The organism is Actinomadura fibrosa, from assembly GCF_900659615.1.
Classification (GTDB): domain Bacteria; phylum Actinomycetota; class Actinomycetes; order Streptosporangiales; family Streptosporangiaceae; genus Spirillospora; species Spirillospora fibrosa.
Genome location: NZ_CAACUY010000079.1, coordinates 13,381 through 35,594 on the forward strand (window position 1 = coordinate 13,381; position 22,214 = coordinate 35,594).

The window sequence follows — 22,214 nt, forward strand, 5'->3', positions numbered from 1 at the left end:
GCAGGACGGGCGGGGACGGAAAAGGGCCGACCGGTGATTCGGTCGGCCCTTTTTCGAGTGGTTAGTCCGCTGTTGGGGCGAGTGCCCGGATCGCTTCGGCGACGTCCAGGCCGCCGCCCGGGACGATCGCGAGGACGGGCGTCGTGAGGCCGTTGTCCACGTACTCGCGGATCCGCGCGCGGCAGGCGGCCGGGGACCCGTGGACGATCAGGTCGTCCACGACCTCGTCCGGGATGACCTCCAGGGCCTTCTTGCGGTCGCCCGCGGCCCACGCCTCGTTCATCGGGCGGAGCGCCTCGCCGCGTCCGAGCCACTCGTGGAAGGCGCGGTAGACGGGGACGGTCATGTACGCGGCGATCATCCAGCGGCCGATCGCGCGGGCCTCGTCGGCGTTCTCGGTGGGGCAGACGAACAGCCGGGCGATCAGCTCGGGGTCGTCGCCGAGCTCGCCGCGGACGGTGCGGACGTCCTTGGGCGCCAGCCAGTTGGTGATCGCGCCGTCGGCCTCGCGGGCGGCCAGGCGGAGCATGCCGGGGCGCAGGGCGGCGAGGACGATCGGGGGCGGGGTCGCGGGCGTGTTCTCCAGCTTGAAGCCCTTGACGGAGAAGGTCGCGTAGTCCTCCTTGACCTTCTCGCCGGCGAGCGCCTTGCGGAGGAAGCGCAGGGTGTCGCGGGTGCGCTTGTAGGGCTCCTCGAACGGGATGCCGTTCCAGCGCTGGACGATCGTGTCGGACGAGGTGCCGATGCCGAGGACGAACCGTCCGGGGGCGAGGTCGGCGAGGGTGGCGGCGTGCTGCGCGAGCAGGGCCGGGCCGCGGGTGTAGACGGGCACGATCGCGGGGCCGAGGCGGAGCTCGGGGGCCCACTGGGAGGCGAGGGCGAGCGGGGTGAACGCGTCGGTGCCGTTGGTCTCGGCGGACCAGGCGTCGGTGTAGCCGAGCTCGGACAGGCTCGCGACGATGTCCCGGTGCCCGGCCAGCGGGACGCCGGTGAGCGGGATGGTCAGTCCCCAGCGCGACATGGCGGTCTCCTAGGCGATCGAGGGGCGGATGGTGGAGCCGCCGTCCACGACCAGGGTTTGCCCGGTCATCCAGGACGTGGCGTCGCCGGCGAGGAAGACGACGGCGTTGGCGATGTCCTCGGGCTCGCCGATGCGGCCGAGGGGCATGTACGTGCTGATCTGCTCCTCGTTCTTCTCCCACAGGGCGCGGGCGAGGGCGGTCTTGACGAGGCCGGGGGCGACGCAGTTGACGCGGACCTTCGGGGCCAGCTCCATGGCGAACTGGCGGCTGAGGTGGATGACGGCGGCCTTGGTGGCGTTGTAGTAGCCGATGCCGTGCTCGGTGACCATGCCGCCGACGGAGGCGATGTTGATGATCGAGCCGCCGCGCTCCTGCATCGCGGCCTTCCAGGCGAGCTGCGTCCACTGGACGACCGCGAACTGGTTGACCTGCACGGTCTTCTCGGCGGCGGCGGGCTCGATGCCGACCATCGGGCCGAAGTAGGGGCTCGTGCCGGCGTTGTTGACCAGGACGTCGAGGCCGCCGAACTCGGTGACGGCCGCGTCGACGGCGGCGGCGGCCTGCTCGGCGTCGCCGACGTGGGCGGCCTTGGCGAGCACGCCCACCTCGGGGTACTCGGCGCGGATCTCCTTGGCGACCTCGTCCAGCGCGTCCTGCTTGCGGGACGACAGGACGACGTTGGCGCCCTCGGCGGCCAGCGCGACGGCGGTCGCCTTTCCGATGCCCCGGGACGCCCCGGTGATCAGGGCGGTCTTCCCCTTCAGTCCTGTCCGCATCCGCACACTCCCTCTCGCGCCAGAATCCGACTCGGTTCACTGTACCCAAGTGACTGACGAGTCAGTTAGGTGCCCCGCCCGCTCCGTGCAGGTCGTCCCCGCGGCCCTCGACGAACCGCCCGAAGGCCTCGGCGGCGGGCGGACGGGTGCGACCGGCGGCGCGGACGAGCCCGATCGTCCGGACGGCGGCGGGTTCGGCCAGCTCGATGTGCCGGACGCCGTGGAACTCCTCGCCCGGGCGCAGGGGCGCCACGACCGCGACGCCGAGCCCGGCCGCGACCAGGCCCCGGACGGTCGAGGTCTCGTCGCCCTCGAACGCGATCTCCGGACGGCTCCCGGCCTGCGTGAACAGGTCCTCGGCCACCGCGCGGAGGCCCGCCCCCTCGCGGAAGGCGACGAACGGCTCGTCCAGGACGTCGCGGACGCGCGCCCGCTTCCGGGTGGCGAGGCGGTGGTCCGCGGGCACGGCGAGCTGGAGCCGCTCGGTGACGAGGGGATGCCAGGTCAGGGACGGGTCGTCCGGGCGGGGGCTCGTGATGGCGAGGTCGGCGCGTCCCTCCAGGACCATCGCGGCGACCCGTTCCGAGCGGTCCTGGCTGAGCCGGAACGTGACGCCGGGGTGGTCGCGCCGGTAGCGGCGGATCAGGTCGGGGACGAAGGAGGGGCCCTGGGTGTGCAGGAACGCCAGCGACACCTCGCCCCGTTCGGGGTCGGCGGCCTCGGCGAGGGCGCGCCGCGCCGCCTCCTCCCCGGCGACGAGGCGCCGGGCGTGCTCGGCGAACAGCTCGCCGTAGCGGGTCAGGACGACGCCGCGGCCCGCGCGGTCGAACAGCGGGACGTCCAGCTCGCGTTCCAGGCGGGCCAGCGCGCGGGACAGGCCCGGCTGGGAGATCCGCAGATCCGCTGCGGCGTTCGTCACATGCCCCTGGTCGGCCACGGCCAGGAACCACCGCACCGTCACGAGATCCATGCGTTCATGATGCTCGCGCATCGGTTGGCGAGCAATCCGTCATTGGACGCATCGGTTCACGCGTTGAACGCTGGAGGCCATGACCCTCGCACCGTCCCTGGAGGTCCCCGCACGGCACCGGCTCGGCTCCCCTGGCCTGCGCCGCGTCAACCTCGCCCTGTTCGCGGCCGGGCTCACCACGTTCATGTCGCTGTACTGCACTCAGGCGCTGCTGCCCGAGCTGTCCGACGGCTTCGGCGTCTCGCCGGCGCGCGCGAGCCTGCTCGTCTCGCTCGCGACCGGCGCGGTGGCGCTCGCCGTCATCCCGGTCAGCTCGCTGTCCGAGCGGTACGGGCGGACGCGCGTGATGGCCGTGTCGTCCGCCGCGTCCGCGCTGGTCGGGCTGCTGATCCCGGTGTGCTCCACCTTCGCGCAGCTCGCCGCAGTGCGGACCGTGCAGGGGCTCGCGCTCGCCGGGGTGCCCGCGGTCGCGATGGCCTACCTCGCCGAGGAGGTGGACGGCGCGCACCTCGGCGGCGCCATGGGCCGGTACGTCGCCGGGACGGGCATCGGCGGCGTGCTCGGACGGCTCGTCCCGGGCATCGTCACCGACTTCGCCGGATGGCGGTGGGCGCTCGCCGTGACGGGGCTGCTGGCGCTGGCGTTCACGGTCGCGTTCTGGCTGCTGCTGCCGCCGTCGCGGTTCTTCCGCCCGTCCCGGGTCGGCTACCGGCCGCTGCTCGCGCACCTGGCGGACCCCGGCCTGCGCCGCCTCTACCTGGTCGCGTTCACGGTGATGGCGGGGTTCGTCACCGTCTACAACTTCCTCACCTACCGGCTGCTGGACGCGCCGTTCCACCTGCCGCAGGCGGTGGTCGGCCTGATCGCCGTCATGAACGTCGCGGGCTCGGCGGCGTCGGCCCGCGCGGGCGTCCTGGCCGACCGGTCGGGGCGCCGGAGGGTGCTCGCCGGGGCGCTGCTGCTCGCCGCGGCCGGGCTGCTGCTGACGCTGCCGCCCGTCCTGCCGCTGGTCGCGCTCGGCCTGCTGGTCTTCACGGTCGGGTTCTTCGCGGCGCACGCGGTGGCGAGCGGCTGGGTCGGACGGCGCGCCTCGTCCGCGCGGGCCCAGGCCTCCGCCCTCTACCTGTGCGCCTACTACCTCGGCAGCAGTGTCGGCGGGACCGCGGGCGGCGTCGCCTTCGAGCACGGGCACTGGGACGGGACGGGCTTCTACGTGCTGGCCCTCCTCGCCGCGGGCCTCGCCGCCGCGGCGGGGATGCCCGGCCCTGTCTTGAGCGGGCGCTTGGTTGGTAGGCTGCGCCGGTAGACGAGAGCCCCGCAGGCAGGAGTTGAGGCCGCGTGTCCACGACCAAGCAGCGCCGACCGGCGATCGAGGGCTGGTTCACCACCGCGGACGGGGAGGTGCGGCTGCTCGGCACGCGCTGCGCGTCCTGCGGCACGCCCTACTTCCCGCGCAACGAGCTGGCCTGCCGCAACCCGCGGTGCGACGGTCCCAAGGACGGCTCGGAGCTGGAGGACCACGCCCTGTCCGGCCGCGGCCGCGTCTGGTCGTACGCCGACTCCCGCTACAAACCGCCGCCGCCGTACATCTCGCCCGACCCGTTCCGCCCCTACACGGTCGCGGCCGTCGAGCTGGAGACGGAGCGGATGGTCGTCCTCGGCCAGGTGGCGCCGGGCCACACCGTCGACGACCTCGCCGTCGGCATGGAGGTCGAGCTCACCGAAGGCACCCTCTACGAGGACGACGAGGCCGAGTACACCATCTGGATGTGGAGGCCCGTCAGTGCTTGAGAGCGGGCGCGCGGCGGCTGGACTGAGGAGCGCGCGCAGCGACGAAGGAGCGAGCACGCGACGAGGGAAGCCGTCGCGTGAGGCGACCGCTCTCCGCCGAGCGGAGGCGAGGCAATGAGCAAGCCGATCGCTGTGCTCGGGGCGGGGATGCATCCCTGGGGGAAGTGGGGGCGCAACTTCGTCGAGTACGGGTTGGCGGCGGCGCGGGCCGCATTGGCGGACGCCGGGCTCACGTGGCCGGACGTCCAGTACGTGGCGGGCGCCGACACGATCCGCAACGGGTATCCGGGGTTCATCGCGGGCGCGACGTTCGCGCAGGCGCTCGGCTGGTCGGGGGCGCGGGTGTCGAGCTGCTACGCGGCCTGCGCGTCCGGCGCGCAGGCGATCAACGCGGCGCGCGCGCAGATCCTCGCGGGGCTCTGCGACGTCGCGCTGGTCGTGGGCGCCGACGCCGCGCCGAAGGGATTCTTCAAGCCCGTCGGCGGCGACCGCCCGGACGATCCGGACTGGCTGCGGTTCCGGCTGCTCGGCGCGACCAACCCGATCTACTTCGCGCTGTACGCGCGGCGCCGGATGGCGGTGCACGGCGCGACGCTGGACGACTTCGCGGCCGTCAAGGTGAAGAACGCGCGGCACGGGCTCGGCAACCCGAACGCCCGGTACCGCAAGGAGGTGACCTTGGAGGACGTCCGCGAGTCCGCCGTGGTCGCCGATCCGCTGCGGCTGCTGGACATCTGCGCGACGAGCGACGGCGGCGCCGCGCTGGTGCTGTCGTCCATGGAGTTCGCGCGGCGGCACGGCGTGGCCGAGCCGGTGCGCATTCCGGCGCTGTCCACGGTGACGCCGACGTTCCCGAAGACCGTGCTGGACCTGCCCGACTTCGCGACCGATTCGGCCCTGGTCGTGGACGAGCCCGACCGTCCGTTCCGTTCGGCCATCGCGCACGCCGCGTACGAGGAGGCGGGGATCGGCCCGGACGAGCTGTCGCTGGCCGAGGTGTACGACCTGTCCACGGCCTTGGAGCTCGACTGGTACGAGGACATCGGGCTGTGCGAGCCCGGCGGCGCCGAGGAGCTGCTCCGGTCGGGCGCGACCGCGCTCGGCGGGCGGATCCCGGTCAATCCGAGCGGCGGGCTCGCGAGCTTCGGCGAGGCGATCCCGGCGCAGGCGATCGCGCAGGTGTGCGAGCTGACCTGGCAGCTGCGCGGTCAGGCGGAGGGCCGCCAGGTGGACGGGGCGCGCGCGGGCATCGCCGTCAACCAGGGGCTGTTCGGGCACGGCTCGGCGGTGATCGCCGTCCGGTAGGCCCTACTGGACGCTGAAGCCGTCGCAGGCCATGTAGTAGGCGTCGCCGTTGGGGTGGACGTGCAGCCACACGACCGTCCAGTCGCCCTTGGCGAGGTCGAGCGGGGGGTTGTTCGAGTCCCATCTGAAGTCGGCGGGGTACTTGAGTTCCAGGTACCCGTCGTCGGACGGGATCTCCTTCGGCTTGCTCGTGACGGCCGCACCCGCGCCGGAGCTGCCCACCATCGAGCCGGGCGCGCGGACCTGCGCCGTCATGTAGTACCCGGGCTTCCGTGTGTACTTGAAGCGGATGGCCAGGTCGGCGGTCCTGCCGGTGACGGGCGTCCGCGGCGCCGAGTACTGGAGGTCTCCGGCCAGGGCGTCGTCCTCGGGACGGACGGCGGGCTGGCAGGCGGAGGCCTCCTTCTTCCACGCCATCAGGTTGAAGTCGTCGCTCGGCTGCTTGATCAGGATGTCGTTGCGCGGGACGCCGCCGGTACCGGTGCCGGTGCCGCCGGTCGCGCGCGGCGAGGTGCCTCCGGCGACCGTCGAAGGGCTCGAACCGGTGCCGCCGTTCGACGTCGTCCCGGCGGTCGGCCTCCCGCCGGTGCCGCCTTCGCCGCCGTCGCCGTCGAAGGCGTAGCGCGCACCGACCGCGGCGGCGAGCACGACCGCGACCATGCCGGCCGCGGCGGCGATCACCGCGGTCCGCCGTCGGCCCGTCCCGTCGCCGGCCATGGTGATCGACCCGCCGGACGTCCGCGTGCGCTCGGCCGGGACGAGCCCGAACGCGACGGCGTCGGCGACGCTGGCGGGCGGCGGGCCGGCCGTGCTCGTGATCGACCGGTAGACGGGGTCGGCGGGGAGCGGCCCGGTGACGGCGATGCGCTGGAGGAGGGCCTCGGGGGTCGGGCGCTCCGCCGGGTCCTTGGCCGCCATCAGCCGGACGAGCTCGGCCACGCGCGGGTCGGCGCCCGCCACGTCGATGTCGCCGCTGAGCGTCCGGTGGATGACCGCCTCGATCCGGCCGGAGCCGAACGGCGGGCGGCCCGTCGCGGCGTAGGCGATCGTCCCGGCCAGCGAGAACATGTCGGACGCGGGGACCGGCGCCTGCTCCCGGACGACCTCGGGGGCGACATAGCCGGGCGTCCCGTTCCACGCGCCGGTCTGGGTGATCTGCGTCTGCCCGTCGCCGCGGGCGATGCCGAAGTCGATGAGCCGCGGCCCGTTGGGGGCGAGGATGACGTTGCCCGGCTTGAGGTCGCGGTGCTGGACGCCTTGGCGGTGGATCCCCAGGAGACCGAGCGCGAGCGTCGCGAGAAGCCGCAGGCACGTGTCGGGCGGCAGGGGGCCGTGCTGCGCCACGGCCTGCCGGAGGGTCGGCCCGGGAACGTACTCGGTGGCGAGCCAGTAGGGGCGCGCGTCGAGCCCGGCGCCGACCATCGCCGCGGCGAAAGGGCTGCGGACCCGTTCGACGGTCAGGACCTCGCGCCGGAAGCGGGCCAGGGCCTGCGGATCCTCGAAATCCTCGCGGATCACCTTGAGGGCGACGTGCCGCCCGCCGCCGCTGAGGCCGAGGTACACCTGCCCCATGCCGCCCGCGCCGAGCCGCGCGATGACCGGATAGCCGCCGATCTGGGAAGGGTCCTCAGGACGCAAGGGCTCCATAATCACCGTCCCGGCCGTGCGCGCATGTCCAGAATGATCCCATCCCGCGCCCGCCGCCGGAGCCGGATCGCGAGCCGCAACCGGCCATGAAGGCGGACGGCGGACGGCCGGGTCAGGCGGACTTGCGGGAATTTCGGGCTACGTGGAGGGCCCAGGCGACCAGGGGGGCCTGGAGCGGCAGGCGGGCGTAGGCGGCGGTGCGCAGCGGGAGGGGGCGGTTCCGCCAGTCGTAGGCCATCTGGACGTTGGCCGGGAAGACGGCCAGGAAGAGGCCCGCGGTGGCGAGGGCGCCGAGCCGGCGGGTGCGCGGGTACGCGACGGCGGCGGCGCAGGCGAGTTCGGCGACGCCGCTGGCGTAGGTCCAGGTCCGCGCGCTGCCGGGCAGCTGCTTGGGAACGATCGTGTCGAACGGCTTCGGGACGGCGAAGTGGAGCGTCCCCATGCCCGCCAGGACGGTGACGAGGTTCCGGGTCGCACGAGACGAGTCGGTCATGGCGGAAGTGTGGCAGAACCAGGCGATCATGCCCGGAGGAGGGCCCCTCATCGCCACTGTGACGGAAGTCATAGCGCGGCCCGGTGTGACTTCCGGGGTGAGGGCACGTGTCGGAGGTCACCGCCTCGATGGGCGTGCGGTCGGCTGGAGAGAGCTACTTTTGTACTGACCGGTCAGTGCAAAGATTCTCGAAGGACCGCGAATGACGTCCGACCACGACGATCTCTCACCGACCATCGAGACTCCGGGGGCGGCCGCCGCGGCCGGGGGGACCGACGCGACCGCCTCCGGACCCGACCCGGAGGGCTCCGGGGCAGGCGGGGGCCGTCCCGGAGCCCAGGGTCCGTCCACCGGACAGGCCCGCGGGCTCGCCGTCCGGACGCGGGGGCTCTCCCTGCGCGGCGCGCGGGGATGGGTCTTCCACGGTGTGGACCTGGACGTCCCGGCGGGCGGGCTGGCCGCCGTGAGCGGCATCGCGGGATCCGGCCGCACCGCCCTGCTCCTGACGCTCGGCGGCCGCATGAGGCCGACCGAAGGGTCCGGAACCGTGGGCGGGCTGCGGCTCGACAAGGATCCGCGGGCCGTCCAGCGCGTCGCCGCCCTGGGGCTCGTCCCCGGGGTGAACGAGCTGGACCCGGCGCTGACCGTCCGGGAGCACGTGGACGAGGCGCTCGCCCTGCACGAGGGCGTCCTCGGTCGGTTCCGCGGACGGGACGCCCGGGTGCGGCACGCGCTCGAACGCGTGGGTCTCGACGTCGATCCCGGGGCCCGCGCGGACGAGCTCGCCCCGGACGAGGCGCGGCTGCTCGGCGCCGCGCTCGCCCTCGTCGGGTCGTCGTCCCGGAGGCTGCTCGCCGGGCCGGTCGCCGAGCCGGGCCTGCTGCTGCTCGACGACGTGGACGAGGGGCTCCCCGCCGACCGGCAGCACGCGCTGTGGCAGCGGCTCCGCGCGATCGCGGCGTCCGGCGTCACGGTGGTCGCCGCCTGCCACGACCCGGCGCCCGCCGAAGGGCTCGCGATCCCCGTCCCCCTTTCCCACGACCCCTCCCTCTGATGAGGAGATCCCCCCGATGCGACTTCCCGCGCTGACGCCGGGCGTCCTGGAACTGCGCCGTTTCTCGCGCAATCGCCTGACCCGCATCGCACTCGCCGGACTCGTGCTGCTCCCGCTGCTGTACGCGGGCCTCTACCTGTGGTCGTTCTGGGACCCCTACGCCCGGCTCAAGCACGTGCCCGTGGCGCTCGTGGTCGAGGACCAGCCCGCCAAGGCGAACGGCAAGACCGTCCACGCCGGAGCCGATCTCGCGGACGAGCTGGAGAAGCGCCAGGTCTTCGACTGGAAGAAGGTGTCCGCGGGCAAGGCGGCGGAGGGCGTCCGGTCGGGGCGCTACTACATGTCGCTGACGATCCCGTCCGACTTCAGCGCGCGCATCGCGTCGCCGTCCGGCAACGGTACGCCGACCCCCGCCGGGCTGCGGCTCCAGATGAACGACGCGAACAACTACGTGGTCGGAACGCTCGCGCAGGCGGCCTTCAAGGAGATCAGCGCGGCGGCGGGCACCGAGGCGGTGCACGGCTACCTCGACCAGATCTTCCTGTCGTTCGGGACGCTGCACGGCAAGCTGGACGAGGCCGCGGGCGGCGCCGGGAAGCTCGCGAAGGGTTCCGGGCAGGCACAGGACGGCGCGGGCGAGCTGGCCAAGGGCGCGGGAACGGCCCAGGCCGGCGCCGGGAAGCTGAAGGGCGGGATCGACGAGGCCCGGGCGGGGAGCGGACAGCTCACCTCGGGGCTGGACGACCTGCGCACGGGGACCGCGCAGGTCGCGGCGGGCATGCAGCGGCTGACGTCGACCGTGGACCGGGCCGGGGACACGCTCGTCCCGCTGCTGCGCGAGAACGCCCCCGAGATCCGCCAGGCGGCGCTGCTCGTCGCGCGCGGCGCGGACGCCCTCGCCGACGGGGCCGGGACCCTGCCCGCGCGGACGGGCGCCGCGGTCCGCCGGGCGGAGACGGCCCGGGCGGAGCTGACCGCTTACCTCGCCGCGCACCCGGAGGTCCCGCCGGACGTGCGCCGCGACCTCACGCGGTCCGCCGACCAGGTGGTCGCCGTCGCCCGGCAGGTGGACGGCTACATCCGCGGCCACACCGGCGAGCTGCGCAAGGTCGCGGCCGACGCGCGGACCGTCGAGGCCGCCGCCCGGAAGATCGCCGCCGAGGCGCCGGGGCTCGCGGGCAAGGTCGACCGGGCCCGCCGGGACGTGGACCGCCTCAACGCGGGCACGCGGCAGATCAACGCGGGGACCGGGAAGCTGCTGTCCGGATCGTCCCAGCTCACGTCAGGGCTGGGGACGCTGTCGGGCGGCGCGGGCGAGCTGGCGGGCGGCCTCGGACGGCTGTCGGGCGGCGCGGTGACGCTGGAGACGGCCCTCGGCCAGATCGCCGGCGGGAACCGCAAGCTCGCGAGCGGCCTCGCCGAAGGCGCCGAGCAGGTGCCGTCCTACAGCGGCAAGGAGCGGGCGGCGCGGGACGACATGATGAGCGACCCGGTGCGGCTGTCGAGCACGACCGAGAACAAGGCGCCGAACTACGGCACCGGCTTCGCGCCGTTCTTCGTCCCGCTGTCGCTGTGGGTCGGCGGCATGATCATTTACATGCTGCTGCGGCCGCTGAACCCGCGCGCGCTGGCGGGCACCGCGCCCGCGTGGCGCGTCGCCCTCGCGGGCTGGCTGCCGGCCGCGGCGATCGGCGCCGCGCAGGCCCTCGTCGTGCTCGCCGTGCTGCGCCTCGCGCTCGGGCTGCACGCCGAGCACTGGGCCGGGCTCGCCGGGTTCCTCGCGTTCGCGTCCGCGGCGTTCCTCGCCGTGATCCAGTGGGTGAACGCGCGGTTCGGCCCGGTCGGGCGGATCATCGCGCTGGCGCTGCTGATGCTCCAGCTCACCTCGGCGGCGGGCACATACCCGATCGAGACGAGCCCGCGGTTCTTCCAGGCGATCCGCCCGTACCTGCCGATGCCGTGGGTGGTGGACGCCGTCCGGCACCTGATCGGCGGCGGCGACATGGCGGCGGTGTGGCAGGGTTGTGCGGTGCTGGCGGCGTTCCTCGCGGGTGGGCTCGCGCTCACCGCGCTCGCCGTCCGGCACAACCGGGTGTGGACGATGGCGCGGCTGCGCCCGGCGCTGACACTCTGAGCACCGGACGACGGACGAGGCGGGGCGAGACGTGGGCCGGAACGCGACCCGGGAGAAGGTGTTCGCCGCGGCGATCGAGCTGATCGCCGAGAGCGGGCTCGCCGCGACCACCGTCGACCAGATCGCCGAGCGGGCCGGCGTCGCCAAGGGCACCGTCTTCTACAACTTCGGCAGCAAGGCGGGCCTGTTCTCGGCGCTGCTGGAGTACGGCGTCGACCGGCTCGCCGCCGCGCTGCGGGACGCGGCGTCCGGCCGCGCGCCGCTGGACGCGCTGGAGGCCGTCGTCGGCGCCGAGCTCGCCTTCATCGGCGAGCACGAGTCGTTCGCCCGGCTGCTGATCGCCGAGACCTGGCGCTCGGGCGGCGACTGGCAGCGCGCCGCGCGGCTGATCCGGGAACGCGCCATCGGCGTGGTCGCGGACGTGCTCCGGGACGCCGTCGCCGCCGGCGACCTGCGCGCCGACCTCGACACGGGCACCGCGGCCTCCGCCGTCTTCGGGATGGTGCTGACCGTCGCCCTCGACTGGCGGACCCTCCAGCCGGGGCGGTCGCTCGGCGACGTCCACGCGACGCTGATGGACCTGCTGCGCGGCCGCCTCACCGGCCCCTGAGCCGGGCCCCGGACGCCGGGGGCGGCCGCGCGGGCCGGGGTCAGCGCAGGCCGCGGATCTGCTCGATGATCTCGGGCATCGCGGCGTTCTGGCCGCGGGTCCACTCCAGGAGGAAGGCGACCTGCTCGTCGGTGCAGCCGTCCAGGCGCTCGTGGAAGCCGCGCGCGATCGGCTCGAAGTACCGGGCGAAGCGGGCGACGGCCTCCGGGACGAGCTCGACGATGACGCGCCGCCGGTCGTCGGGGTCGCGGGTGCGCTTGACGTATCCCGCCTTCTCCAGCCGGTCGATCACGGCGGTGATGGCGCCGCCGGTCGTGATGCCCATGAGCTGCGCGAGCCGCCCGGGGGTCTGCGGGCCGTCCAGCACGAGCGCGTTGACGCACTGCGCGTCGGTGACGTTCATGCCCGCCTTGCTCGCGGTGGCGTGGTGCAGCAGCACCGTGAACATCGTGCCGCGCTGCAACGCCATCCGGAGCTCGGCCGCCATCCGCTCGCGCTCAGGGGTCGACACGCCCCACCGTCCTTCCATTTATCTCATATATAGAGAGACTCATATAAAGAGCGACTCCCGGAGGAGTCTAGTCGCCTCCCGCCAGGTCGTACCAGGCCACGATGGCGCCTCACCGTGACGCACGAGACACCGTCCGGCGATCCGACCCCTCATCGGACGCCCGTAACATGGGTTTCGTTAGGACCACTAACAAGCGGTCCGCTCCGGCCCCGGGTCTCACGAAGACCCGGGGCCCTCCAAACGCCCTGTTTTCGGGACCGCTCACGCGAACGCCGCCGCCCGGCCTCGCGAGGCGTCCGGCGGCGGCGGTCAGGCAGCGGGCGGTCAGGCGGAGTCCGACTCCTCGGCCACCTGCTTGGCCCAGCGGTAGTCGGCCTTGCCGGCCGGCGAGCGCTTCATCTCCTCGACGAAGGCGTAGACGCGCGGCACCTTGTAGCCCGACAGCTCCTTGCGGCAGTGGGCGTCGAGGTCCTCGGGCAGCGGCGGGCGGGAGCCCGACGGCTGGACGACGGCGGCGACGCGGTTGCCCCAGCGCTCGTCCGGGATGCCGGTGACGACGGCGTCGTACACCTCCGGATGCCCCTTGAGGACGGCCTCGACCTCCTCCGGGAACACCTTCTCGCCGCCGGTGTTGATGGCCTGCGAGCCCCGGCCGAACACGGCGATCGTCCCGTCCTCCTCCACGGTGGCGATGTCGCCGGTGAGCAGCCATCGGCGCCCGTCCACCTCGGGGAACGTCCTCGCGGTCTTCTCCGGGTCGTTGTAGTAGCCGTGCGCGATGTACCCGGTGCGCGCCACCTGGCCGATTACGCCGGAACCGGGCTTGACCGGCTGGAGCGCGTCGTCCAGGACGGTGACGTTCTCCACGTCCGGCGCGAAGCGCAGCCCCTTCTCCGGTGACGACCCGGCGACCGCCTCGGCTGTGGAGCCCGACTCGGTCGACCCGAACCGGTCCATGACGACGCTGTTCGGCAGCAGCGCCTGGATGCGGTCGCGGACCGTCCCGCTGAGGATCGCGCCCGTCGAGACGAACGCCAGCAGGGACGAGGTGTCGTAGTCGCCGGCCGCCAGCTCGTCCGCCATCGGGATCGCCATGGCGTCGCCGGTGACGGTCAGCGAGTTGACGCGCTCCCGCTCGATCGTCCGCCACACGTCGGCGGCCTCGAACCGGCGCGTGTAGACGATCGTCGCGCCCATGAACCAGCCGATCCACGTGGCCATCTGCGCGGCGCCGTGCATGAGCGGCGCGATCGGCATCATGACCAGCGGGCCGCCGTTGCGCGCGTTGTCGACGACGTCCTCCGGACGGGTCGGGCGCGGGAACGTCGGGTTCCAGAACGCCAGCAGCATCTGCTCGGTCGTCCACATGACGCCCTTCGGCATCCCGGTCGTCCCGCCCGTGTAGACGATGTAGACGTCGTCGGACGAGCGGGGCGGGAAGCCGCGCGTCCCGGGCGCGTCCCGGACCGCGTCGTCGTAGGCGACGGCCCCGGGGATCGAGGGCGCCCCGCCGACGGCGACCAGGTGCCGCAGGTCCGGCACCTCGGGGACGGTCGCGGCGACCCGGTCCTCGAACTCGACGTCGTAGAGCAGCGCGACGGCGTCGGAGTCCCGGTACAGGTAGCGGAGCTCGGCCTCCACGTACCGGTAGTTGACGTTGATGGGCACGGCCCGGATCTTCAGCGTGGCCAGCAGCGCCGCCGCGTACTCGATCCCGTTGTAGAGCTGGACGGCGACGTGCTCGCCGGGGCGGACGCCCGCCGACTCCAGGTGGTGCGCGAGGCGGTTGGCGTGCTCGTCCAGCTCGGCGTAGGTGAGGCGCCGGTCGCCGCACACGACGGCGACACGGTCCCCGATCGCGTCCGCGACGCCCTCGAACAGGTCGGCGTGGTTGTACTCCATCGGACGTCCCTCCGGGAGTTCAGGGCCGGTCGCTGCCGACGACCCACATCGCGTAGAACTGGGCCCCGCCGCCGTAGGCGTGGCCGAGGGCGCGCCGCGCGCCGTCCACCTGGTGCTCGCCGGCCTGTCCGCGCACCTGGAGCGCCGCCTCGGCGAACCGGATCATCCCGGACGCGCCGATCGGGTTCGACGACAGCACGCCGCCGGACGGGTTCCACGGGATGTCGCCGTCCAGCGCGGTCGCGCCGGCCTCGGTGAGCTTCCATCCCTCGCCCTCGCCGCAGAACCCGAGGTTCTCCAGCCACATCGGCTCGTACCAGGAGAACGGGACGTACACCTCGGCGCAGTCGAGCTCGGCGCGCGGGTCGGTGATCCCGGCCTGCCGGTAGACGTCCGCCGCGCAGTCCTTGCCGGCCTGCGGGCTGACGCTGTCGCGTCCGGCGAACGTGATCGGCTCGGACCGCATCGCGGTGCCGTGCACCCAGGCGGGCCTTCCGGGCGCGGCCTTCGCGGCGTCCTCGGACGCGAGGACCATCGCGCACGCGCCGTCGGACGACGGGCACGTCTCCAGGTAGCGGATCGGCTCCCACAGCATCGGCGTGGACTCGACCATCTCGCGCGAGATGCCGGGGATCTTCAGGTGCGCGTACGGGTTCTTCAGCGCGTTCTGCCGGTCCTTCACCGCGACGAGCTGGCCGATGTGGTCGGGCGCGCCGGACCGCCGCATGTAGGCGCGGATGTGCGGCGCGAAGTAGCCGCCCGCGCCCACCACCAGCGATGTCGTGAACGGCGAGTTCACGGTCAGCGCCCACGTCGCGTTCGACTCCGACTGCTTCTCCCACGCCACCGTGAGGACGCGGTCGTGCACGCCCGACTGGACGAGGCTCGCCGCGACGATCGCGGTCGAGCCGCCGACCGACCCGGCGGTGTGCACCCGGACGAGCGGCTTGCCCGCGGCGCCGAGCGCGTCCGCGAGGTACGCCTCCGGCATGATCACGCCCTCGAACAGGTCGGGCGCCTTGCCGACCACGACGGCGTCGATGTCCTTCCAGGTGAGCCCGGCGTCGTCGAGGGCCCGCCGGGCCGCCTCGCGCAGCAGCCCGGCGATCGACACGTCCAGCCTTTTGGTCTTGTACGCCGTCTGCCCGACGCCGATGACCGCGCAGGGGTTACCCATGGTTCTCTCCCGACAGCACGCAGACGAGGTTCTGCTGGAGGCACGGACCGGCCGACGCGTGGGCGAGGGCCCGCGACGCCGTCCCGTCCTGGACGCGCGCCGCCGCCTCCCCGATGCGGATCAGCCCCGCCGCCATGAGCGGGTTCGCCGACAGGGGCCCGCCGGACGGGTTGACCGGCACGTCGTCGCCGAGACCGAGGGCCTCGCGCAGGATCAGCTCCTCATGGCTGAACTGCGCGTGCAGCTCGGCCACTTCGATGCCGGTCGCGCCCGCCCGCTCCCCCGCGAGCCGCGTGGACTCCGAGCGGGTCAGGTCCCGGGCGCCCGGCGAGTGCGGTTCGACGCGGTGGTCGATGCCGCGGATCCAGGCGGGCCGCTCGCACAGCTCGCGGGCCTTGTCCCCGGCGGCCAGCACGATCGCCGCCGCGCCGTCGGTGATCGGCGCGATGTCGTGCGGGCGCAGCGGCGCCACGTCGTAGTCGGCGCCCTCCTCCGGGTCCGGGAGGTGCAGCGCGAACGGGTTGTCGCGCCCGGCCGCGCGGGACCGGGCCGCGATCGCGCGGAGGTCGTCCTCCTTCACGCCCGTGCGGTCCATGTAGGCGCGGGCCTGGAGGGCGGCGAGGGACACCTGGTCGACGCCGAGCGGCGCCAGGTAGTACGGGTCGTAGTGCTGCGTCATGATCGTCCGCAGCGTGCCCTGGGACGACTTGCCGAAGCCGTAGACGAGCGCGGTGTCGATCTCGCCGCACTGCATCTTGATCCACGCCTCGTACAGCGCCCACGCGCCGTCCATCTCCACGTGGCTCTCGGAGATCGGCGGCCAGGCGCCCACCGCGTCCAGCGCGGACACGAACGAGAACGGCGCGCCCTGGAGGTAGTCGCACGACCCGGAGCAGGTGAACCCGAACCGCTTCAGGCCCGTCCGCTCCTTGATCTCGGTGATGACGGGCGCGAGGATCTCGACCTCCAGCCGCCCGCCGTCCTCGCCCTCGTGCTCCGTCTGCGCGAAGGCGACCACGGCGATGTCTCTGCTCATTTGCCTCGCTCCGCTCGGCGGCGCGCGGCCGCTCTCCCGCGCGTCACAGGTAGTCCTTGATCGCGTCGAAGGGGACGTCGGGCTCGTCGACGGGCTCGAACCACTTGATGTTGGCCATGCTCTTGGCCCACTCCTCGCGCGGACGCCACGCGGCCTTGACGCGCATGCCCATCCGGACCTCGGCGGCCGGGACGCCCGCGATGAGCGTCAGCATCGTGACCCCGGCGCCGTCCAGCAGGACGTAGCCGGACACGAACGGCACCTCGGGCGCGCGCGGGTCCGGGATGTTGTTGACCGCGAAGGTCGTGACCGTGCCCGTGTCGGGGAGCTCGACCTCCTCGGTGGTCGGCACGCCGTCCTTCGGGCACAGCCCGCGCATCGGGACGATCACCTGCTCGCACACCGGGCAGCGGTGCCCGAGGATCGTCCCCTGCGCGATGCCTTCCAGGAACCGGTCGAGCGCCCGCCCGCCGCGCAGCTCGTACTCCAGCCGCGTCGGCGCGTTGATCATCGTGACCTCGGGCAGGAAGCACTCGATGTCGCCGATAGCGCCGGTGCGCTCCGCCCGCCACTTCGGCCGCACCCGCATCCCGGACTTGAGGGACTTCGGCGGCTTCGCGCCCTCGTCGAACACGCCGAGGTCGAGCGCGTGGAGCAGGGCGGTGTCGGCGCCGTCCGGGCGGATCAGCGCCCAGGCGAACGGACGGTCGAACGGGTGCTCCTTGGCCGGATGCGCCACCCACGACCACGTCGTCACCGTTCCCGTGGGGCCGACCTCGACGTACTCGTCGGTCACGTCGTCGCCCGTGTCGGGGTCGTACTCGGTCGGCGGGAACAGGACCCTCCCGCCGGCCGTGCGGACGCCGACCAGCCTCCCGTCGCGCAGCTCGCTCAGGAACCGGCCGATCACCGGCCCGACCGAGCGCGTGTACCCGCCGGGGAACTCCAGGACGTGGTTCGGATCAGATCGCACTGTCGCGGTCCTTCCAGTACGGGTCGCGCAGCTTGCGTTTGAGGAGCTTGCCGTTGGGCTCGCGCGGCATCGTCTCGATGAAGTCGATCGACTTCGGCCACTTCATCTTCGCGAGGCGCCCCTCCAGCGACGCGAGGATCTCCGCGGCCAGCTCCGGTCCCGGCGCGACGCCCTCGGCGGGCTCCACGACCGCCTTGATCTGCTCGCCCCACTCGTCGTCGGGGATCCCGAACACGGCGACGTCCGCGACCTTCGGATGGAGGGTGATCTCGTTCTCGATCTCGGCGGGATAGATGTTCGCGCCGCCCGAGATGATCATGTCGGACTTGCGGTCGGACAGGAACAGGAAGCCGTCCTCGGTGAGGTAGCCGACGTCCCCGACGGTGAAGAAGCCGCGCAGCCGGTTCTTCTCCGTCTTCTCCCGGTCGCCCTTGTACTCGAACTCCGTCCCGGCCATCTTCATGTAGATCGTGCCGTGCGTCCCGATCGGGACCGGCTCGCCGTCGTCGTCCACGATGAGCAGCTCGGCGATCGGCCACGCCTTGCCGACCGTGCCGGGGTGCGCCCGCCAGTCCTGCGGGCTCGCGATCGTCCCGCCGCCCTCGGTCGCCGCGTAGTACTCCCAGATGCAGTCGCCCCACCAGTCGAGCATCCGCTGCTTGATCGGCACCGGGCACGGCGCCGCCGCGTGGATCGCCCACTTCATCGACGACACGTCGTACTTGGCGCGGACGTCGTCCGGCAGCGCCAGCAGCCGCTTGAAGTGCGTCGGGACCATGTGCGTGTTGCTGACCCCGTGCTCCTGGATGAGCTTGAGGCACTCCTCGGCGTCCCACCGGTCCGTGTAGACGAGCGTGTGCCCCATGTGCAGGGCCGAGCCGCCGAACTGCGTGACGGCCGTGTGGTAGTTCGGCGAGGTGATCAGGTGCGCCTGCTGCTCGCCCCCGGCGGGCCGCCCCGGGGTGATGCCGAACAGGGTCAGCAGGAACGTCATCAGCTCGGCGCTGTCGTCGGGGTCGATCCCGGCGAGCCTGCGCCGCACGCCCTTCGGCCGCCCGGTCGTCCCGGACGTGTAGTGCATGGTCGCGCCGTTGCTGCGGTTCTCGGGCAGCGCGTCCGGCTGACCCTCGACGAGCTCCCCGTACGGACGGAACCCCTCGACCTCACCGAACGCGAACCGGCGCCGCGGGTCGAGGTTCGCCTCCTCCGCCGCCCGCGCGCCCTCCGCGCCGTACCGCTCGTGGACGAAGAACGCCTTGGCCTCGCTGTCGGCGACGATGTACCCGATCTCCGGCCCCGTCAGGTGCCAGTTGACCGGGGTGTAGTACCAGCCCGCCTGCAACGCCGCCAGGTAGAGGACGAGCCCCTCCACGCCGTTCGGGACGAGGCCGCAGATGCCGTCGCCGTCCTCCAGGCCCAGCCCGCGAAGTCCGTGGACGAGCCGGTTGGCGCGGGCCAGGAGGTCGCCCGCGGTGTACTGCGTCCCGTCCGGGTCGACGGCGGCGACCCACTCGGGATCGGCCTGCGCCAACCGCCAGAAGCCCAACGACCCCATCGGATTCCCCTCTGTGATCACAGTGGGCACCGTCACGTGCCGGCGCCCGGCTCCCAAAGTAGATCACGTTCTCGTTTTGTCCGGCAAGCCCTACCGGTAGCGCAGACCCTTCACTAGAATCTGTTCTTGTTTTGTATCTGAGCTGGAGGAACCCATGGCGGAGCGGCTACCGATCAGCACCGAGCACTGCACGGTGGAGCGCGACGGGCACGTCGTCATCGTCACGATGAACCGCCCCGAGGCCCGCAACGCGCTCAGCTCGGCGATGCTCGTCGGCCTCGCCGACGCCTGGGCCTACATGTCCGGCACGCCGGACGTCCGGGTCGGCATCCTCACCGGCGCCGACGGGACCTTCTGCGCGGGCGCCGACCTCAAGGCCATGGGGCAGCGGCCGGACGACCCCGAGCTCCAGGCGCGGATGGCCCGGATCACGAACTTCCACTGGAAGGGCCTGCTCCGCGAGGGCCAGCCGACCAAGCCGCTGATCTGCGCCGTCGAGGGCTACGCCGTCGCGGGCGGCACCGAGCTGCTCGTCGGCACCGACCTGCGCGTCGTCGCCGAGAGCGCCACCCTCGGGCTCTACGAGGCGAAGCGCGGCCTGTTCCCGATGGGCGGCTCCGCCATCCGCCTCCCCCGCCAGATCGGCTACGCCGCCGCCATGGACATCCTGCTCACCGCCCGGTCGGTGACCCCGCAGGAGGCCCTTGCCATGGGCCTGATCAACAAGATCGTCCCGGACGGCACGGCGCTCGCCGCGGCCCGCGAGCTCGCCGACCAGATCGCCGAATGCGGCCCGCTCGCCGTCCAGGCCATCCTCCGCACCTACCGCGAGACCCAGCACCTCGCGGAGGAGGAGGCCCTCAAGATCTCCGACGAGATCGGCTGGCCCGTCATCGGCTCGAAGGACGCCAAGGAGGGCTCGCTCGCCTTCAAGGAGAAGCGGCCCGCCGTCTTCAAGGGCGAGTGACCCCGTCCACGCGACACCCGCGCTCGGTAATGATTATAGTTCGGCTATAACCATTACCGCTTCCCAGGGGTGACGCGTGGAGATCCCTCTCGGCGAGTACGCGGCCGGCGCCGCGGTGGGGACCGACCTGGTCAACACCTCGCCGACCGTCCGCTCGTCCACCGGCGAGGCCCTGACCGGGCCGGACGCCCTCGCCGCGTTCCTCGCCGACCGCGGCGTCCGGCCCGACGCCCTCCCGGAGGGACGGCTCCCGTCCGCCGACGACCTCTTCGAGGTGCAGCTCCTCCGCCGCGAGGTGCGCGGCATCCTGGAGACCGAGACGGCGGACCAGGCCGTCGCGGGCGCGGGCGTCCTGATCCGGCGCGCGGGCCTCGCCCCGGTGCTGCGCCGCGACGGCAGTGGGGACGGTGGCGGGGACGGCGGCTGGCAGTGGCACGTCCCGACCGCGTCCGGCGCGCCGCTCGCCGAGGAGCTGGCCGCGCTCATCGGCGTCGGCCTCCTCGGCGTCGTCCGGACGCTGGGCCACGAGCGCTTCCGCGGCTGCGCCGCGCCGGACTGCCGCGGGGTGTTCGCCGACACCAGCCGCGGCGGGCGCCGCCGCTACTGCACGCAGGGCCTGTGCGGCAACCGCCTCAACGTCGCCAACCACCGCGCCCGGCAGCGGCTAGGGAGCGCGGCCCGATGAGCGACGAGCCCCTGGTTGGCGCGATCCGCCTCCCCGACGGAACGTGGGTCCGGGGGCGCGGCCTGCGCCGTCCCCTGCCGGACGGGCCGCTGCCCGACTTCGGCCTCTACCTCGGCTCCGGTCGCCTCCGCGCCCGCCACGACGCCGAGCTGACCTGGCCGCACGCGTGGCTCGACTGGCCGGACTTCGCCCTGCCCCGCGACCGCGACGCCGCCGTCCGGCACATCCGCGACCTGCACGGCCGTGCCCGCGACGGCGCCGCGGTCGAGGTCGCCTGCGGCGGCGGGGTCGGCCGGACGGGCACCGTCGTCGCCTGCCTCGCCGTCCTGTCCGGCGTGGACCCCGCGGACGCCGTCGCCTGGGCCCGGCGGCACCACCACCCCCGCGCCGTCGAGACGCCGTGGCAGCGCCGCTGGGTGCGCCGCTTCCCGGCCGGGGGGATCAGCGGTTGACGCGGTAGGTCAGGTGCGTGACCAGATCGGTGCCCCACGGCTTCCCGACCGGCTCCAGGTCGACGTCCCCGACGCCCTCGAACAGCCGCTCCCCCGCACCGAGGACGACCGGCGCGACGTGCAGCCGCAGCTCGTCGATCGCCCCGGCCGCCAGGTACTGGTTGACCGTGTGCGCCCCGCCCGCGATGGCGACCGCGGCGTCGCCCGCCGCCTCCCGCGCCTGCGCGAGCGCCGCCTCGATCCCCTCGGTGACGAACGTGAACGTCGTGCCGCCCTTCATCTCCACCGGCTCGCGCTCGTGGTGGGTGAGGACGAACACGGGCGCGTGGTACGGCGGCTCGTCGCCCCACCAGCCGGTCCACTCCAGGTCCCAGTCGCCGCGCGAGGGGCCGAACATGTTGCGGCCCATGATGAAGGCCCCCGCCGCGGTGATGCTCTCCAGCACCTCGGCGTGCGCCTCGGGCTCCTCGGTCATCCACCGGGTCAGGCGCCCGTCCTCGCCCTCGCCGAACGGCTTGTCCAGGCTCTGGTTCGGTCCCGCGGTGAAACCGTCCAGCGACACCGCCATGTCACAGGTGACCTTGCTCATCTCTGCCTCCTCATTTCACTGCCTTCGCGACCGGCGCTCCTCGGCGCCGCTCACCAGGAAGTCGGAGTCCTCGCGCCCGCCTTGACATCCCGTCGCAAGAAATCAGAAAAAACTTCCGCGCGTGCGGCGGGACGCGTCCGAACCTCGCCGGACGGGCCGCCGGCTGAGCCGATCCGCCAGAGGACCGTGGCGTCCGGGCGACGAACGGCCGGTTCCGGTTGACGCGCCGTCCGGCTCTGCGATGATCCGATTCCGCCGTCGGACCACCAGAGGGGACCCCGCCGTGGCGGACCGCACCGGAGACGAACGCGAGCCGATCGACGCCGAGCAGCCCCACGACCTCGTCACCGCCCTGGAGCAGGCGGCGGAGGACGACCCGGAGGCGGCCAGGGACCTCGGGCACCTGCTGCTCCAGACCACGTGGCTGGACGGCGGGTCCGAGGCCGAGGCGTGGCTGCGGCGCGCGACCGCCGCGCGGCCTGCGGACGTCCAGGCCGCCGTCCTGCTCGCGACCCTGCTGTCGCTCCAGTGCCGGCAGATCCGGGAGGCGCCGTGGGGCGGCGGG

Annotated in this window: 22 protein-coding genes; 10 read left to right on the forward strand and 12 right to left on the reverse strand. The window is 73.3% G+C overall.

All coding sequences use genetic code 11. The annotated features are described in order from the left end of the window. Window positions 1–61: 61 nt before the first annotated feature. The 3 genes from E1300_RS24880 to E1300_RS24890 all read right to left on the reverse strand — a co-directional run bounded on the left by E1300_RS24880 (window position 62) and on the right by E1300_RS24890 (window position 2,768). Complete coding sequence (locus tag E1300_RS24880; RefSeq protein ID WP_131759479.1) at window positions 62–1,021, reverse strand: LLM class F420-dependent oxidoreductase; 960 nt, start codon at window positions 1,019–1,021, stop codon at window positions 62–64. A gap of 9 nt (window positions 1,022–1,030) precedes the next feature. Beyond that, window positions 1,031–1,798 (reverse strand): SDR family oxidoreductase, encoded by a 768-nt coding sequence (locus tag E1300_RS24885; protein ID WP_131759480.1) that lies wholly within the window; start codon window positions 1,796–1,798, stop codon window positions 1,031–1,033. 61 nt (window positions 1,799–1,859) lie between these two features. Next, window positions 1,860–2,768, reverse strand: a complete 909-nt coding sequence (locus E1300_RS24890) for a LysR family transcriptional regulator (RefSeq protein ID WP_131759481.1) — start codon at window positions 2,766–2,768, stop codon at window positions 1,860–1,862. A 79-nt stretch (window positions 2,769–2,847) separates the two neighbouring features. Here E1300_RS24890 and E1300_RS24895 point away from each other — a divergent pair, with 79 nt between their 5' ends. The 3 genes from E1300_RS24895 to E1300_RS24905 all read left to right on the forward strand — a co-directional run bounded on the left by E1300_RS24895 (window position 2,848) and on the right by E1300_RS24905 (window position 5,864). Continuing rightward, window positions 2,848–4,074 carry an MFS transporter gene (locus tag E1300_RS24895; RefSeq protein ID WP_131759482.1) on the forward strand — a complete coding sequence of 409 codons (1,227 nt, stop codon included), beginning with the start codon at window positions 2,848–2,850 and terminating at the stop codon, window positions 4,072–4,074. A 32-nt stretch (window positions 4,075–4,106) separates the two neighbouring features. Continuing rightward, window positions 4,107–4,559 (forward strand): Zn-ribbon domain-containing OB-fold protein, encoded by a 453-nt coding sequence (locus tag E1300_RS24900; protein ID WP_207399937.1) that lies wholly within the window; start codon window positions 4,107–4,109, stop codon window positions 4,557–4,559. Between the two features lie 114 nt (window positions 4,560–4,673). Continuing rightward, window positions 4,674–5,864 (forward strand): lipid-transfer protein, encoded by a 1,191-nt coding sequence (locus E1300_RS24905; protein ID WP_131759483.1) that lies wholly within the window; start codon window positions 4,674–4,676, stop codon window positions 5,862–5,864. Window positions 5,865–5,867: 3 nt separating this feature from the next. On the opposite strand, the gene E1300_RS24910 is transcribed toward E1300_RS24905, so the two are convergent. Both E1300_RS24910 and E1300_RS24915 read right to left on the reverse strand, forming a co-directional pair. Then, window positions 5,868–7,502, reverse strand: a complete 1,635-nt coding sequence (locus E1300_RS24910) for a serine/threonine-protein kinase (RefSeq protein WP_165502982.1) — start codon at window positions 7,500–7,502, stop codon at window positions 5,868–5,870. A gap of 121 nt (window positions 7,503–7,623) precedes the next feature. Continuing rightward, entirely contained in the window at window positions 7,624–8,004 is a 381-nt protein-coding gene (locus E1300_RS24915) for a DoxX family protein (protein WP_131759485.1), read from the reverse strand. Window positions 8,005–8,206: 202 nt separating this feature from the next. On the opposite strand from E1300_RS24915, the gene E1300_RS24920 reads away from it, so the two are divergent. From E1300_RS24920 to E1300_RS24930, 3 genes are read left to right on the forward strand one after another with little or no spacing between them, the layout of a single operon-like run. Next, window positions 8,207–9,058, forward strand: coding sequence for an ABC transporter ATP-binding protein (locus E1300_RS24920; RefSeq protein WP_242619388.1), 852 nt, complete (start codon window positions 8,207–8,209; stop codon window positions 9,056–9,058). A 16-nt stretch (window positions 9,059–9,074) separates the two neighbouring features. Further along, a complete protein-coding gene (locus tag E1300_RS24925; RefSeq protein WP_131759486.1) occupies window positions 9,075–11,192 on the forward strand; it encodes a YhgE/Pip family protein in 2,118 nt (705 codons plus the stop codon). A 31-nt stretch (window positions 11,193–11,223) separates the two neighbouring features. Continuing rightward, window positions 11,224–11,802, forward strand: coding sequence for a TetR/AcrR family transcriptional regulator (locus E1300_RS24930; RefSeq protein WP_131759487.1), 579 nt, complete (start codon window positions 11,224–11,226; stop codon window positions 11,800–11,802). Between the two features lie 40 nt (window positions 11,803–11,842). On the opposite strand, the gene E1300_RS24935 is transcribed toward E1300_RS24930, so the two are convergent. From E1300_RS24935 to E1300_RS24960, 6 genes are all read right to left on the reverse strand, one after another. Continuing rightward, complete coding sequence (locus tag E1300_RS24935; RefSeq protein ID WP_207399938.1) at window positions 11,843–12,313, reverse strand: MarR family winged helix-turn-helix transcriptional regulator; 471 nt, start codon at window positions 12,311–12,313, stop codon at window positions 11,843–11,845. A gap of 324 nt (window positions 12,314–12,637) precedes the next feature. Further along, window positions 12,638–14,215 carry an acyl-CoA synthetase gene (locus E1300_RS24940; protein ID WP_131759489.1) on the reverse strand — a complete coding sequence of 526 codons (1,578 nt, stop codon included), beginning with the start codon at window positions 14,213–14,215 and terminating at the stop codon, window positions 12,638–12,640. A gap of 19 nt (window positions 14,216–14,234) precedes the next feature. Further along, window positions 14,235–15,392: a thiolase family protein gene (locus E1300_RS24945; protein WP_131759490.1), complete on the reverse strand. Its 1,158-nt coding sequence runs from the start codon at window positions 15,390–15,392 to the stop codon at window positions 14,235–14,237. Then, window positions 15,385–16,428 (reverse strand): thiolase family protein, encoded by a 1,044-nt coding sequence (locus tag E1300_RS24950; protein ID WP_131759491.1) that lies wholly within the window; start codon window positions 16,426–16,428, stop codon window positions 15,385–15,387. The genes E1300_RS24945 and E1300_RS24950 overlap by 8 nt, the downstream gene beginning before the upstream one ends. A gap of 43 nt (window positions 16,429–16,471) precedes the next feature. Then, window positions 16,472–17,401: a Zn-ribbon domain-containing OB-fold protein gene (locus E1300_RS24955; protein WP_131759492.1), complete on the reverse strand. Its 930-nt coding sequence runs from the start codon at window positions 17,399–17,401 to the stop codon at window positions 16,472–16,474. Continuing rightward, window positions 17,391–18,956 carry an acyl-CoA synthetase gene (locus tag E1300_RS24960; RefSeq protein ID WP_131759493.1) on the reverse strand — a complete coding sequence of 522 codons (1,566 nt, stop codon included), beginning with the start codon at window positions 18,954–18,956 and terminating at the stop codon, window positions 17,391–17,393. Before E1300_RS24960 ends, E1300_RS24955 begins: the two co-directional genes overlap by 11 nt. Window positions 18,957–19,110: 154 nt before the next feature. Between E1300_RS24960 and E1300_RS24965 the strand changes: the two genes are divergently transcribed. The 3 genes from E1300_RS24965 to E1300_RS24975 all read left to right on the forward strand — a co-directional run bounded on the left by E1300_RS24965 (window position 19,111) and on the right by E1300_RS24975 (window position 21,060). Beyond that, window positions 19,111–19,923 (forward strand): crotonase/enoyl-CoA hydratase family protein, encoded by an 813-nt coding sequence (locus E1300_RS24965; protein WP_207399939.1) that lies wholly within the window; start codon window positions 19,111–19,113, stop codon window positions 19,921–19,923. Window positions 19,924–19,999: 76 nt separating this feature from the next. Then, window positions 20,000–20,608: a CGNR zinc finger domain-containing protein gene (locus E1300_RS24970; RefSeq protein WP_131759495.1), complete on the forward strand. Its 609-nt coding sequence runs from the start codon at window positions 20,000–20,002 to the stop codon at window positions 20,606–20,608. Continuing rightward, the gene (locus tag E1300_RS24975; RefSeq protein WP_131759496.1) at window positions 20,605–21,060 is read left to right on the forward strand and encodes a protein-tyrosine phosphatase family protein; all 456 of its coding nucleotides are present in this window, start codon (window positions 20,605–20,607) and stop codon (window positions 21,058–21,060) included. Before E1300_RS24970 ends, E1300_RS24975 begins: the two co-directional genes overlap by 4 nt. Here the strand turns inward: E1300_RS24975 and E1300_RS24980 are convergent. Beyond that, window positions 21,050–21,649: a dihydrofolate reductase family protein gene (locus E1300_RS24980; protein WP_131759497.1), complete on the reverse strand. Its 600-nt coding sequence runs from the start codon at window positions 21,647–21,649 to the stop codon at window positions 21,050–21,052. The two genes, E1300_RS24975 and E1300_RS24980, sit on opposite strands and share 11 nt — an antisense overlap. 283 nt (window positions 21,650–21,932) lie before the next feature. On the opposite strand from E1300_RS24980, the gene E1300_RS24985 reads away from it, so the two are divergent. Beyond that, a partial coding sequence (locus tag E1300_RS24985; protein WP_131759498.1) for a hypothetical protein occupies window positions 21,933–22,214 on the forward strand: 282 nt, incomplete at its 3' end.